The organism is Labilithrix luteola (genome assembly GCF_001263205.1).
Classification (GTDB): domain Bacteria; phylum Myxococcota_A; class Polyangia; order Polyangiales; family Polyangiaceae; genus Labilithrix; species Labilithrix luteola.
Window position 1 is genome coordinate 8,323,419 of sequence record NZ_CP012333.1, and the last position, 13,438, is coordinate 8,336,856.

Genomic DNA, 13,438 nt, shown 5'->3' on the forward strand with positions numbered 1-13,438 from the left:
CGCACGCGTGCAGCGGGTTCAACGACGGAACCAAGGACACTTCGCGACGAGCTCTTTGCTCCGCTGCCGGTCGCAGTGGACACCGACGACGACGCCCGTGGCCTCGAGGTCCCTGCAGGTCTGGACCATCTCGTAGTTGGCCTCTTCCTTCGGGTCCATCTTCAACGGGCAGCTTCCGATGCGCACGACCTCGTTCCGGTACCCGCCGCGCTCGGAGCTGTACGTGGAGACGAGCTCGGCTTCGAGCTTGTCACCCGACTTGAAGTTCGCGGCGCACTCGCCGAACGCCTTGTCCGCGCGAACGAGCTTCATCGCATCGCCCGGGCAGTCGACGAACTTCAACTCGAGATCCATGATCGACGCCTTGGACCCGGGCGTGGTTTGTCCGAAGCGCTGGAGCTGCGCGAGCTGGACGGTCGTCGTGTAGTGCTTCGGCTTGTCGCAACCGGCGGTGAGCAAGAGGACAAACGCCGCGCCAAAACCAACGTGGAAGCGATTCATCGTGACCTCGTGTTCGGACGCTCAGACCAGGCAGGCGAGGGCCATGATGACCATGCTCACGACCGGCACGCCGATGCGCGCGATCTTGAACACGACGCCCATGTTGTGTTCCTTCACGAGGAACATCCACCACGTGGAGATCATGCCGAGGGCGAGCGACAGGTAGACGCCCAGCATCACCTTGTCGGCGCGCGTCAGGTAGCTCGTGGCCGGCAGCTCCTGCATCAGTGCGAAGTGGAACAGAACGGCGCCCGCGAGCATCGGCGCGCCCGCGTTGGAGCGAACTTCCATCTCCTCCGGCGGAACCCACATGCCGAGCAGCGAGATGATGACGATGACGAACGCAGGAACGAAGACCTTGAACGCGGCGCTCGTCGCGAAGCGCTCGATGCCGAGCGTGAATACGTAGCGACCGTAGTAGAGGTCGTCGCCCTCGAAGCGATCCGGATAGGCCTGGCTGATCGCACGCGCCTCGACGTAGTCGACCTGCCAGCCGAGTGTGCGGAACCCGCGCGCGAGCTGCGTACGCTCCTTGTCCGCCGTGAAGCGGATCTGGTCGATGCCGCGCGCGTCGTCTTCGATGATGATCTTGAGGTCCTGCGAGTCGAACGGGTATTTGCGCAGGTTCGGCGGCGACTTGAAGCTGCCGGTCATGCGGTAAAGCCGGAACGTGGGCTTCTCGGCGATGACTTCCTTGTTGTCGACCTTGCCGTTCGGGAACTGCAAGTTGAGCGCCGGCATGGGGGCCTGGCTCGTCAGGCTGAGGAAGAAATCGGCCGTGAAGGTGCCCGTCTTCACGTCGTACTCGTCGATGCTGTTGAGCAGCATGCCGACCTTGATGCGGATCGGATTGCCGGGCGTCGGCGTGGCGAACGGCGAGCGGTAGTTCGCACCGTTCGGATGGAAGGGCACACCGCCGTCGGGGGCGATGGCGAGGTCGATCGGATCGGGCGGCGCCTCGGCATCGCCTTCCTTGTCGGCCTTGTCGGCATGCGCGCCCGCATCCTTCGCGGCGGGCTCGGCGGCCGGTTCCGCCACGGCGGCGTCAGCCGCCGGGGTGGGAGCGGCGTGGGTGGCCTTGGGCGGCGCCGCGAACGCCTCGCTCTCGCCGCCATCCCATTTGTGGAGCACGCCGAAGCCCACCAGCAGAACGACGAACAGCGAAACGAGCTGAATGATGACGAAGCGGCGTAGAGCGCGCCTCTTCCTGGTCTTCGTGTCCGGCATGTGCCTCGTGCTCTCCTCGATCGAGCCCGAGAAGATAGCGAACAAGCCCACGCGCGGAGCGAACTATTGCCCGCCGCCTCGCCTCGCGGAGCGTGTCGCAAACCGCCATGGGAGCCCCACACGCGCCGGGTGTACGTCGGGGCAACGAGCCCCGAAGGCTCGTTGGCGTGCGAGCGGAGGACCAAACGCGCGAGGCTCGGTTCATCGACCGAGCCTCGTAACCGTCACGCGGCGTTGGGCCAGCGGAGGGAGTCGCTCGTGACTGTACGGAGTCCACGCAGCGGACCCCAGAAAGCCAGAAGGCCCGGGTTTACCCGAGCCCTCGTCTTGAATCACGCGGTGGCTTACCAGCGAGAGGGAGCCGACTCGCTCTGTACGGAGTCCACGAAGTGGACGGAGTACAGGGCGAGCAGACGACCTACTACTGGAGAGGGCGCACCGCAGGTGCGCCCGAACAGGGGTGCCGGAGGAGGGAGTCGAACCCCCGACCTAGCGCGTATGAAACGCCCGCTCTAACCAACTGAGCTACTCCGGCAGGGAGGGCGCGGAGTATATGCATTTGCTTTCCAGTAGCAAGCACGTCGCACACGGGAACGCATCTTCGTGATTCGGCCCCGTGATGCTCGCGCTCAAGCGGCAACGCGGGCGGCGCGGCGACGGCGGCCGACGAGGAGTGCCGCGAGAGCAGCGGCGCTCGCGAGGCCCAGGTTCGAGCCTTCCGACGTGGACGATGCCGTTCGACAGCCGCAGCCGCCTCCAGCGTCGAGCTTGCCGGACGCGTCGCCATCGGCGGCGGCGCAGATCAGCGGAGTGCTGGCCTTGCCGCCGCCTTGGTCGAGCTTGTTGAGGTAGTTGCCGGTGTTGGCGTTGTCGTGGTGGAACGACTCCCACTCGATGGCGCCGTCGGACTTCCCCTTGGTATGCCAGGCGAAGAGGTAGCCTTCGCGCGTGCCGACGACGACCTCGAGGGCCTTGTCCCCGTCAACGTCGCCGACGGCCGCTGTCGAGGCGACCCAACCGTTCGTGAACTTCGGGAAGCCCGGAGCCTCGTTGCCGCAACCATCAGCGGCGTGCACGAAGTAGCCGCCGGTTCCGGTGATGACCTCCGGGTAGCCGTCGCCGCTCACGTCTGCCACCGCGTGGTTCAGCAGGAACGTGTAGTCCTCGACGACGATGGGCGCGCCGGGGAGCATCGCGCCCGTCTTGCCGCTCCAGATGGCAATGAGCTGCTGCGAGCGCTCGGCGCGCTGGCCGCCACCCGCGAGCGACCCGGCGAGCGTGAGCGAGCCTCCGGACACGATCAGATCCGGAACGCCGTCCTGATCCATGTCGCCGACCGACGGCTGGCTGAAGAGAGGGAGCATGACGTCGTTGGTGTCCGCCTTCGTCTGGGAGCCGAAGTTGCTCATGCTCTGGAAGCCGTAGGTTTCGGCGCCCGTTTCGTCCGTGCGCTTCGGCAAGCGGTTCGGCGGCTCCTCGAAGCCCGCTTGCGGACCCGGGTCGGCCTTGACCGCGATCGGCGGGGCACCGTTGCCCTGAATGACGATTTCGGCGACGCCGTCACCATCGAGGTCGGCTGCCGCTTGCGATGCGACGATGCCCTCGGCGATGACCGGGTAGAGCTTGACGCTGGTCATCGCGATAGGCCAGTTCGGGAGGTAGGGGCCTCCGGGCGCGTTGTTTCCGCGTCCGTCGACGGCGAAGACGGGCCCTGCGCCGCCGCCGCCGCCGATCTGCTGGTTCGACCCGCTGACGAGCTCGGGGATGCCGTCGCCGTTGAGATCGACGGCCGTGGGCGTCGCCATGATTCGGCTCGGGCGATCCGAGCGAGGCGACTTGAGGGCCACGGGGTAGCCCTCGAGCATCGAGCCGTCGGTCTTGTAGGCGTAGAGGTTTCCGTCGAACGCCGAGATGACGATCTCCGGCTTGCCGTCCTTGGTGAGGTCGACGAGGACCGGCGCCGAGTACGTGCCACGAGCGAAGCCGTGGAACGTATCCATGCAGGATGCAGGCATCGGCTTCGAGGTGTCGAGCGGGCACGAAGGAACGAGCGGCAGCCGCTTGGGCCACCCCGGCAGGTCCTTTCCGGTCGCGTCGAGCACGTAGATGGAGCCTGGCCAGCTCGTCAGGACGATCTCCGGCTTCCCGTCACCGTTCAAATCGCCGATGGCGGCCGCCGCCATGACGGCCTCACGGGCGAGCATCGGATCGATGCCGCCCTGCGCACCGGCCTTGTAGGCGGGCGCGGCGAGGTAGCTCGGCACGGTGGGCTCGGTCGAGAGGTCGGGATTGATGCCATCGATGCGATGCGTGAGGTACGGGAAGCCGGCGACCTCGGTCGGCTTGCCGCTCTTCATCGAGAAGACGTGGAGGCGACCCGAGCTGTCCGGCACGACGATGTCGCGCTGGCCGTCGCCGTCGATGTCGGCGAGCTTGACGCTACCCTCGAGCGACGCACCGAGGTTCATCGGGAAGCCGGGGAGCAGGTCCGCGTCGAGGCCGTTCTTCTCGTTGGTGATCGCGACGACGCGTCGAGCCTCACCGTGGACATCGCCGCCGTCGTAGTGCGCGACCGCATGCACGCGAATCGAGATCGACCGGTCGTTCTCGCCGTGGGGCGAGTCGGGATCTCGCGTGTGGGCGGTGTCGATCTGGCGGGGATCGAATTGCGCGAGCTGCGCGGCTCCTCCGCTGACGGTCGCGGCGGGAATGTTGGTGAGGGGGGCGACGAGGTCCTTGTAATCGGCTTCCTCGGGCTGCACGCCCGGCGCCCATTGCACTTTGAAGTCGTAGCTCTTGGCGCGTAGCGCCGACACGCGACCCATGACGGCGATGGGGCCGCTCGTGCGGTCGGCGTGGATCGGCTCGAACCACTCCGGCGAGACGACGTCGACTTCGGGCGGAATCATTCCGCTGTCGATCGCTTGCATCATTCGCGCGGCGTTCGCACGCCCGTAGCCGAAGCGCTGATCGAAGCCTGCGTGCGAGTAGTAGTACGCTGGCGAGGGCATGCGCGATTCGGCGACGTCGATGTCGTCCGCGTTCATCTTGAAGAGCTGGATGACCTCTTCCGCAGTCAGCGTGAGGCCCTTCTTTTCGGCCATCGAGTAGACGAGGCCGGCGATTCCGGACGCGCGGCCGGTCGCTTCGCTCGAGCAGCTCGTGCCGCTGATGCTCATCGAGAGATGACCGCCGTAGTTCGAGCACATGTCGTAGGCGACGTACGTGTTCGAGCTCTCGGGTTTCTGCTCGTTGTAGCGAACGGTGTGGACGGTGAGCGTGTGGTTCGCCGTCCCCGGCATGTTGTGGTGGCGCGAGTTCTCGTCGGCCATGCTCGCGACGACGATGACGTTCTTCGAGTACGCGTAGTCGATGGCCGCCTTCGAGAAGAGCGTCTGGTCGAGGGTACCGAGCGCCTCCTGAACGACCTTGGCCCCGTTGTCCGTCGCATAGACGACGGCCTTCCCGAAGTCGTTCGCGTCACCGATGAAGCTGTCGCCCACGCGGAGCGGAATGAAGCGGCAGCCGGGGCACACGCCGGGGTCGCCATCACCGTTGTTCGCTTCGGCGGAGCTGTCTTCCGCTTCGCCCGTGCCGTGACCGAAGCGCGTGTCGTCGTAGGGATCGTTGTCGTTCTTGAAGAAGTCCCAGCCGGCGATGTCGTCGGTGTAGCCGTTCGCGTCGTCGTCGACGCCGTCGGAGAAGCCGGGGAAGGCGATGATGTCGCCCGGATCGAGGATGCAGTTGCGGTTGATGTCACCCTTGATGCGGTCGGCGCCGGGCTTCTTGCGATCGCCATCGGTGAAGCAAGGTTCACCGGCAACCACACCGGCGAAGCGTGGGTCGTCGCGGTAGTCGGCGACGGTGAAGCTACCGTCCCCGTTGCAGTCGTAGCCTGCGAGCGCTCCGGTTCCGCCACACTCGGCGCCCGCCGCAGTTTGGGGGCGCTTGTCGCCTTTGAGCTCGGCGCTGTTGAGGGCCACCTTGTTGACCAGATCGGGGTTCTCCCACTGGATGCCGGAGTCGATCACGGCGATCTTCACGTTGTCGCTGCCGACCGTGTACGTCCACGCCTTGTCGACGCTCATGCCCGAGGCGCCGAGTTTCGTATCGGCATCGAGCAGCGGAACCTGCGTGGTGCGCTCGGGGAAATACGAGATGTAGTTCCAGCGCGCGTTGAAGTCGTTCGGCCAGTTGGCCTTGTCATGCATGTCCGCGCCCGACGCCGGGGGCCACGCTGCGCGAGCGTCGTGAGGGCGGGTCGCGGAGAGCGCGACGAAGGCGCCGCCGGAGATGCAGAGGAGCGACAAGGTTCGAAGAAAGGACGTCCGCATGACGGCGCGCACCGTATCGCGAAAAAGGCGCAGTTTGCGCCTGTTGAGCTTGGAGACGTCGATGAGGCTTCAGCCGGGAAACGCCTGCAAAACCGACGCACCGGCGCGAGCTGTTCCGCGCTGTCCGACGACGCGACGCACAAACGGCAACGCCGCGAAGGGACTCTGGTTCCCTGTCGCGGCGCTGGGGAGTCTTCGACGTAAAAGGTCAGTACTCGCCGAACAGATCCTGAATGCGCGATTCGAGGGCCGTTGCGATCTTGTACAGCGACGAGATCGACGCGCTCGATTCCGCACGTTCGATCTGCGAGAGCAGCGACACGCTCAGGTTGGTGCGGCGGGACATCTGCTTGAGCGTCAGATCCTTCTCCTTTCGGAGGTTGCGGATCGTGTCGCCGATGACCTTGTGGAGCTTCTCCTCCGGCGTGCGCGCGAGGCCCTTCTTGCGCATGACGCGGTCGAGGACGTCGCGGAACTCGTCCACGTCGAAGGGCTTCTTGATGTAGTCGACCGCATCGAGCTTCATCGACGCGACGGCCGTTTCGAGGTTCGGGTAGCCGGTGAAGATGACGACAGCCACGTCGCTGTCGATCTTGCGGACCTTCTTCAGCGCCTCGATGCCGTCGAGCTTCGGCATCATCAGGTCGAGGATGATGAGGTGATAGCCACCATTTTTGACCTCGTCCTCGATGGTGGTCGCGTCGCTCAGCGTCTTCACGCTGTAGCCGTCGCGCTCGAGCAGGGTCTGCATCAGGTCGCAGATCGCGCGATCGTCGTCGACGATCAGGATCTTGACGGACGGCAGTTGGAGCTCGGTCGGTTGTGCGGTCATCGGCAGGTCTCCGTGGGGGGTGGCTCGCAAGGGCGCTTTTTCCGATTCCGCCAGGCAGGAATTTCCGGCCCGTGTGTTTTGTGATCGGGTCGACTTGCCCCGATTTTTTGTGCTTGCGCGTCGGACTCGAGCTGGGCGCCCTGGCCGCAGTTACAGTGTAGCTTGACAGAGATCCGCTGAGAGTGAAGGCCGAAATCCCAAAAAAGCGAAAAGTCCCGCTTGGTTGGATGATTCCGTCGAGATTGTAGTTACGCTTCACGTCGAAACTCGTTGACGAGAGGGCACTGCTCGAAGCATAAAGCCGCCCGTCGCCGCACTTCACCGAAACGGAGAAGCTCAGCGGTTTCCGGGGCGTAGCGCAGCCTGGTAGCGCACCTGGTTCGGGACCAGGGGGTCGGAGGTTCAAATCCTCTCGCCCCGACGGAAAAGACAAGAAGAAGGCTCGGCTCACCGGAAGGTGGCCGGGCCTTCGGCGTTTTGGGCGAAGTTCGCTCGCGGAGGTAGCCGGCGTTGGCGAGTCCAGCGGCGGGGAATGAGAAGGCTCGGCTCACCGGAAGGTGGTCGGGCCTTCCGTGTTTGGGGCGGGGCGGTGGATCTGCCGTTGTCCGTTTTGGAGGGGCGAGGGCGCGGGGGGCGGGAAAAGGCCGCGAAAATGAGAGCTCGAGCGTAGTCTCACACTTGCACACACGCGTGGGAATGCGGGGATCACGTCGATGGCTGGGGCGGCTCGGGGGAGCCACGTTGGTCGCTGTCGGCGTGCTGGGGGCGCGGGACGCGACGGCGGCATGCGAAGCCAACTCGCTCACGTGCGCCGTCGTGCCCGCCGAGCTGCACGCCAAGATCAAAGACAAGCTGCCCACGGAGCTCGATTCGGGGTGGGTCGAGAAGGGATCGATCAAGGTTCGGACTCGCTTCTCGGTGGATCCCGTGGGAGGCGAACCGCTCGTCTCGGTCGACATGCCGCGTGGCGCGCTGCTCGAGGTGAGCTGGCCCGAGAAGGGGGTGCTCACCGTCAAGCCCGTCACGAGCGGCGAGGCCTCGGGGACGATGAACGTGCACTACACGCTCAAGCCCCACCTGGAGGCGAGCATCTACGGCATCGGCAATGACCACGACGCCAACAGCTTGCTCAACATGGTCTCGGGCGCGTCGTTCAACGACGACTCGCGGGGCTCGGCGCCGATTCTTCCCTGGGGATTCCGAGCGGCGTCCGTCCAGACCACCGCGCCCGATCTCGATCAGTCCACGATTTTCGGCGTGTCGTTCTACACGCTCGGCGTCGACTACGGCACCGCCGAGGGCATGCTCTACGTCCAGGCGTCGACGCGGCCGACATTCAGCTTCGTGACCAAAGAAGTACGCCTGGACTCGGAGACGGTCACCACCGACGGAGGCGCCGCGAAGATCACCGTCGCCGACCTCGATGGGGTCGACGTCGTCGGACACGTCACGGGTGAGCTCGGTTACTCGGGCACGCTCAAGATGCGCCCCGTCGTGACCGTCGACTCCGTCTACGGCGTCCCCACCTACGGCCTCGGCGATTTCGGCTTCACCGCCGTCAGCAAGGACTACGTCGGCGAGCCGCAGAAGGTCGCCTTCGACGCCGCGGTCTTCCACATCCCGCTCGCGAACGTGAAGGTCCCCTCGAAGGGCGTCGACTTCGGCACCGTCAAAGCCGGCAAGCAGGCCGAAAAGTCGATCAAGATCACCAACACCGGCGAGCTCGGCGCCATCCTCACCTTCACGAGCTCCGACCCGCAGTTCAGCGTTCCGAAGGACTCGGTGCAGGTCGGTTCCAAGGGCGACTACGACCTCGCCGTGAAGCTCAAGCCCGCGAACGACGGCTCCGCCTCGGCCACCATCACCGTCAAATCGAACGACCCCGACTCGCCCGAGCAAACCTTCCGCGTCGGGGCCAACGGGGCCTCCCTCGACTCGGACGACGACTCCGATTCGCCAGGCCACCGCGGCAACGGCGTCGACCGCCTCGGTGACCTGCCCATGCCGAGCTCCGGCTGCTCGGTCGCGAGCACACACCGCGCGAGCGGCTTCGGGTGGGCTGGCCTCGGCGCGGGCCTCGGCCTTGCGGCCCTCGTTGCCCGCCGCTCACGTCACTCGTCGCGCCCCTGATTCGAGCGGCGCCGCGTGTCGAGCGCGGCGCGAGCCATGGCGCCGCCCGCGCATGGTCTCGGTTTTGCGTCACCGTGCGCCGCGGAGGACGCGCCATGGGCAGCATCGCCATCGACACCAAGAGAATCCGTTATGCGGTGGTTGGAGTCGGCAACATCGCGCAGGTCGCCGTCCTGCCCTCGTTCGACCATGCCCGCGAGAATTCCGAGCTCGCCGCGCTGATCTCGTCCGATGACGTCAAGCTTGCCGAGCTCGGCAAGCGATACGGAATCCAGCACCGCGGCTCCTACGACCAGTTCGAAAATGTCCTGACCGCGAGCAAGGCCGAGGCGATCTACCTCGCCGTCCCGAACACGCGTCACCGCGAGCTCACCGAACGCGCGGCGGCGGTCGGCGTGCACGTCCTCTGCGAAAAGCCCATGGCCATGACGGTCGAGGACTGTGAGGCGATGATCGGCGCCTGCGCCAAGGCCAAGGTTCAGCTCATGATCGCCTATCGTCTCCATTTCGAAGAGGCGAGCCTGCGGGCGCTCGAAATCGCGCGCTCCGGTCTCATCGGCGAGCCGCGCTTCTTCAGCGCCGCGTTCGGCCAGCAAGTCCGCGAGGGCGACATCCGCACGAAAGCCGAGCTCGGCGGCGGCGCGCTGTTCGACATGGGCATCTACTGCCTGAACGCGGCGCGTCACGTCTTCGGCGCCGAGCCCATCGAGGTCTTCGGCTTCCAATCGGGAGGCGACGACCGCTTCCGCGGTGTCGACGCGACGACGACCGCCGTGCTCCGTTTCCCTGGCGACCGCTTCGCCCAAATTAGTGCGAGCCAGGGCTCGGCCGACGTCGATACCTATCGCATCGTCGGCGACAAGGGGGACCTGCGGGGTGAGCCGGCCTTCACCTACCAGGGGGACCTCAAGCACTACCTGACCGTGAACGGGAAGGGGCGTGAGACCATCTTCACGGCGCGTGACCAGTTCGCCCCCGAGCTCATCACCTTCTCGCGATGCATTCTCGGCAGGGCGGAGCCCGAATCGTCAGGCGAAGAGGGGCTCGCCGACGTCCGGGTCCTCGTCGCCATCGCCGAGTCCGCCCGGCGCGGTCAGCCCGTGAAGCTCCCGCCGTTCCAGCGCTCGAGGCGCCCCAACATGGCCCAGGAAATTCGCGTGCCGTCGGTGGGTAAGCAGGCGACCGTTCATGTGCCGCCTCCGAACCGCTGATCGGCCGGCTCATTGCCCCAGGTTGTCGGCTCGCCTCGGCAGCCCCATCGTCAACGACGAGGAGCATCCACGTCTCGGTCGACCGGACGTAGGATGGGAGCCACATGGACCCGCTCTCCACCGTCGTTCTGGCCGCCTTTGCCATGATCTCCGGCGTCATCGCCCTCCGCTCGCTGCGACAAGTAAACCAGTGGGAGGCGGCGCTGAAGTTCACGCTCGGTAAGTTCTCCGGCCGGGCCGCGCCGGGCGTGAATTTCGTCCTGCCCGGAGTCCAACGTCTCGTCCGCATCGATACGCGTGTGCGAAATCGTGACCTCCCCCAGCAGGCGGTCATCACCGCGGACAACGTGACGGCTTGGATCGACGCCGTCATCTACTTCAAGGTCGTCGATCCCGAAAAGGCGATGCTCAACGTCGAGAACTACGAGTACGCCGTCAAAGACCGCGCGAAGGTCGTTCTCCGTGACGTGGTCGGCGAGACCAAGCTCGACGAGCTTCTCGCGCATCGCGAAGAAGTCGCCGCCAAGATCCGCGCGGCCGTCGAGCAGTTCGTCGCGCAGTGGGGCCTGCACGTCGAGCTCATTGCGCTGCAAGACATCCAGCTCCCGCAGCAGATGCAGGAGGTCATCGCGCGCAAAGCCATCGCCGAACGCGATCGGCAGTACGTCGTCATCAAGAGCCAGGCCGACCTCGAAAGCGCGAAGAACTTCGCCGAAGCCGCGCGCATCCTCCACGCCTCGCCCGGAGGCATGGAGCTTCGTCGCCTCGAGGCGCTGCAGAATCTCTCGGGCGGCACCAGCAAGGTCATCTTCGATCTCGCCAAGCCGTTCGGTGAATCGCAGTCCGCCGCCATCGCCGCCGCGATGGGCGCGAACGTGCGCGTGGCACCGTCCAAGGAGGAGGAAGAGGCCGAACCGCTCTCCGAGCCGGCACCCGCGTTTCGAGCTCCGAAGCGCCAGCGCCCCTGATCCCCTCCGATGAGCGCGCGCGTCGACGAAGCCCTACGACTCCGAGCGCTCGCCCATCTCGGTCCCTTCGGCGACGCCTTGGCCCGTGAGCTCCTCGAGCAGGGGAGCGTCTACGTCGATCCCGACGTGCTCGCTTGGGAAGGTACGAAGGGCCCGATGCACGGCCACCGCGTGATCGTCCGCGTTCCCACCGCCCTCTATGGGAGGGCCGCGGCGAGCCACGCGGCGTTCGATGCCCTGTCGGCGTCCCTCGCCGCAGCCATGGCCGAGCGCGCTGGTCATTCGATGGCCGACGTCGTTCTCGAAGAGGGCGAGCCCCATCCGCGCGGTCCGCGCGGTCCGCGCGGCCCGTATCGCTGACGGCGTTGGCGCGACCAAATCGGCCTTTTCGCCGACGTGCCTCGACCGCTCATTTCGCCGGCGAGCTACGCCGTTCCCGCAACAATCCCTTCACGCCGCCTGCCTATCCAGCGGCGTGAAGGGAGCACGGGAATCGCCGGCGATCAGATCGACAGCTTGCGGTACTTCACGCGCTTCGGGACTTCGGCATCGTCGCCAAGGCGCTTCTTTCGATCCTCTTCGTAGGCCTGGTAGTTGCCCGTGAACCAGGTGACCTGGCTGTCACCTTCGAACGCCAGGATGTGCGTGGCGATGCGGTCGAGGAACCAGCGATCGTGGCTGATGACGACGACGCAGCCCGGGAAGCCGAGGAGCGCGTTTTCGAGCGCCTGGAGCGTCTCGACGTCGAGGTCGTTCGTGGGCTCGTCGAGGAGGAGCAGGTTGCCGCCGTCCTTGAGGAGCTTCGCGAGGTGGACGCGATTGCGCTCACCGCCCGAGAGATCCTTGACCTTCTTCTGCTGGTCGGAGCCCTTGAAGTTGAACCACGCGCAGTACGCGCGGCTGTTCACTTCGCGCTTGCCGAGCGTGATGTTCGGCTCGCCGCGGCTGATCACTTCCCAGACGCTCTTGTCGCCTTCGAGCGCGTCGCGCGACTGATCGACGTACGAGATCTTCACGGTCTCGCCGAGGCGCAGCGCGCCCTTGTCGGGCTTCTCCTGGTCGACGAGCATCCGGAAGAGCGTGGTCTTGCCGGCGCCGTTGGGACCGATGACGCCGACGATGCCGGCGCGTGGGAGAAGGAAGCTCAGGTTGTCGTAGAGCAGCTTGTCGCCGTAAGCCTTGCCGAGGCCGTTGGCTTCGATGACGAGGTCGCCGAGGCGCGGTCCGGGCGGGATCGAGATCTCGGTCGGATCCGACGGGCCCTTCTGCGCGGCGGCCGAGAGCTCTTCGTACGCAGCGAGACGAGCCTTGCTCTTGGCCTGGCGCGCGCGCGGCGAGGCCTGCACCCATTCGAGCTCTTGCTTGAGCTTTCGCTGGCGTGCGGACTCGGTCTTCTCTTCCTGGGAAAGACGCGCCGACTTCTGTTCGAGCCAGCCGGTGTAGTTTCCCTTGAACGGGAAGCCGCGGCCGCGATCGAGCTCGAGGATCCAGCCGGCGACGTTGTCGAGGAAGTAGCGATCGTGGGTGACCGCGACGACCGTGCCCGGGTACTCGTGCAGGAAGTGCTCGAGCCACGCGACCGACTCGGCGTCGAGGTGGTTCGTGGGCTCGTCGAGGATGAGCATGTCCGGGCGCGAGAGGAGGAGCTTGCAGAGCGCGACGCGCCGCTTCTCACCACCGGAGAGGTTCTTGATCTCGGCGTCGGCCGGGGGGACGCGCAAGGCGTCCATGGCGAGCTCGACGTGGCGATCGAGGTTCCAGGCGTCGGCCGCGTCGATCTTGTCCTGGAGCTTGCCCTGCTCGTCGAGGAGCGCGGTCATCGCGTCGTCGTCCATGGGCTCGCCGAGCTTCGCGCTGATCTCCTCGAAGCGCGTGAGAAGCGCGCGCGTCTCGGCAACGCCCTGATCGACGGCCTCGGCCACGGTCTTCGCGGAGCCGAGGTCAGGCTCTTGCGCGAAGTAGCCGATGCGCGTGCCCGGGTGGGGGCGCGCCTCGCCGCCGAACGTGGTGTCGACGCCGGCCATGATGCGCATGAGCGAGCTCTTGCCTGAGCCGTTCGCACCGATGACCCCGATCTTCGCTCCCGGGAAGAACGAGAGGTTGATGTTGTCGAGGACCTTCTTGTCCGGGGGGTGAACCTTCGTCACCCCCTGCATCGTGAAAATGAACTCGGGCATGGGGACCCGGCAGGGTAGCGCGGTCCCGAGCGCACGAGAACAAGAAGCGCGCGAACGC

At 66.1% G+C, this 13,438-nt stretch carries 9 protein-coding genes and 2 tRNA genes; 5 read left to right on the forward strand and 6 right to left on the reverse strand.

From position 1 onward, the window contains the following. Nucleotides 1-18 precede the first annotated feature (18 nt). The 5 genes from AKJ09_RS36145 to AKJ09_RS36165 all read right to left on the reverse strand — a co-directional run bounded on the left by AKJ09_RS36145 (nt 19) and on the right by AKJ09_RS36165 (nt 6,894). Nucleotides 19-501 carry a hypothetical protein gene (locus AKJ09_RS36145; RefSeq protein WP_146652401.1) on the reverse strand — a complete coding sequence of 161 codons (483 nt, stop codon included), beginning with the start codon at nt 499-501 and terminating at the stop codon, nt 19-21. Between the two features lie 21 nt (nt 502-522). Further along, nucleotides 523-1,779 (reverse strand): ligand-gated ion channel, encoded by a 1,257-nt coding sequence (locus AKJ09_RS36150; RefSeq protein ID WP_146652402.1) that lies wholly within the window; start codon nt 1,777-1,779, stop codon nt 523-525. A gap of 410 nt (nt 1,780-2,189) precedes the next feature. After that, nucleotides 2,190-2,263 (reverse strand) — tRNA-Met (locus AKJ09_RS36155). Between the two features lie 94 nt (nt 2,264-2,357). After that, the gene (locus AKJ09_RS36160) at nt 2,358-6,062 is read right to left on the reverse strand and encodes an FG-GAP-like repeat-containing protein (RefSeq protein WP_146652403.1); all 3,705 of its coding nucleotides are present in this window, start codon (nt 6,060-6,062) and stop codon (nt 2,358-2,360) included. 208 nt (nt 6,063-6,270) lie between these two features. Further along, the gene (locus AKJ09_RS36165; RefSeq protein ID WP_146652404.1) at nt 6,271-6,894 is read right to left on the reverse strand and encodes a response regulator; all 624 of its coding nucleotides are present in this window, start codon (nt 6,892-6,894) and stop codon (nt 6,271-6,273) included. Between the two features lie 347 nt (nt 6,895-7,241). Between AKJ09_RS36165 and AKJ09_RS36170 the strand changes: the two genes are divergently transcribed. The 5 genes from AKJ09_RS36170 (at nt 7,242) to AKJ09_RS36190 (ending at nt 11,563) form a co-directional block, all read left to right on the forward strand. After that, a tRNA-Pro gene (locus tag AKJ09_RS36170) sits at nt 7,242-7,315 on the forward strand. Between the two features lie 320 nt (nt 7,316-7,635). Next, on the forward strand, nt 7,636-9,024 hold the full coding sequence (locus AKJ09_RS36175) for a choice-of-anchor D domain-containing protein (RefSeq protein ID WP_205633906.1): 1,389 nt from the start codon (nt 7,636-7,638) through the stop codon (nt 9,022-9,024). Nucleotides 9,025-9,119: 95 nt separating this feature from the next. Next, complete coding sequence (locus tag AKJ09_RS36180; protein ID WP_146652406.1) at nt 9,120-10,235, forward strand: Gfo/Idh/MocA family protein; 1,116 nt, start codon at nt 9,120-9,122, stop codon at nt 10,233-10,235. A gap of 104 nt (nt 10,236-10,339) precedes the next feature. Further along, nucleotides 10,340-11,203, forward strand: a complete 864-nt coding sequence (locus AKJ09_RS36185) for an SPFH domain-containing protein (RefSeq protein WP_240488702.1) — start codon at nt 10,340-10,342, stop codon at nt 11,201-11,203. A 9-nt stretch (nt 11,204-11,212) separates the two neighbouring features. Next, nucleotides 11,213-11,563 (forward strand): hypothetical protein, encoded by a 351-nt coding sequence (locus AKJ09_RS36190; RefSeq protein ID WP_146652407.1) that lies wholly within the window; start codon nt 11,213-11,215, stop codon nt 11,561-11,563. A 143-nt stretch (nt 11,564-11,706) separates the two neighbouring features. Here AKJ09_RS36190 and ettA read toward each other — a convergent pair whose 3' ends face one another. Next, nucleotides 11,707-13,380 carry an energy-dependent translational throttle protein EttA gene (ettA, locus tag AKJ09_RS36195; RefSeq protein WP_146652408.1) on the reverse strand — a complete coding sequence of 558 codons (1,674 nt, stop codon included), beginning with the start codon at nt 13,378-13,380 and terminating at the stop codon, nt 11,707-11,709. Nucleotides 13,381-13,438 lie beyond the last annotated feature (58 nt).

Bases quoted from the DNA above. Each gene is read 5' to 3' on its own strand.
- AKJ09_RS36145 (WP_146652401.1), bottom strand. From the start codon at position 501: ATGAATCGCTTCCACGTTGGTTTTGGCGCGGCGTTTGTCCTCTTGCTC.
- AKJ09_RS36160 (WP_146652403.1), bottom strand. From the start codon at position 6,062: ATGCGGACGTCCTTTCTTCGAACCTTGTCGCTCCTCTGCATCTCCGGC.
- AKJ09_RS36165 (WP_146652404.1), bottom strand. From the start codon at position 6,894: ATGACCGCACAACCGACCGAGCTCCAACTGCCGTCCGTCAAGATCCTG.
- AKJ09_RS36180 (WP_146652406.1), top strand. From the start codon at position 9,120: ATGGGCAGCATCGCCATCGACACCAAGAGAATCCGTTATGCGGTGGTT.
- AKJ09_RS36185 (WP_240488702.1), top strand. From the start codon at position 10,340: ATGGACCCGCTCTCCACCGTCGTTCTGGCCGCCTTTGCCATGATCTCC.
- AKJ09_RS36190 (WP_146652407.1), top strand. From the start codon at position 11,213: ATGAGCGCGCGCGTCGACGAAGCCCTACGACTCCGAGCGCTCGCCCAT.
- ettA (WP_146652408.1), bottom strand. From the start codon at position 13,380: ATGCCCGAGTTCATTTTCACGATGCAGGGGGTGACGAAGGTTCACCCC.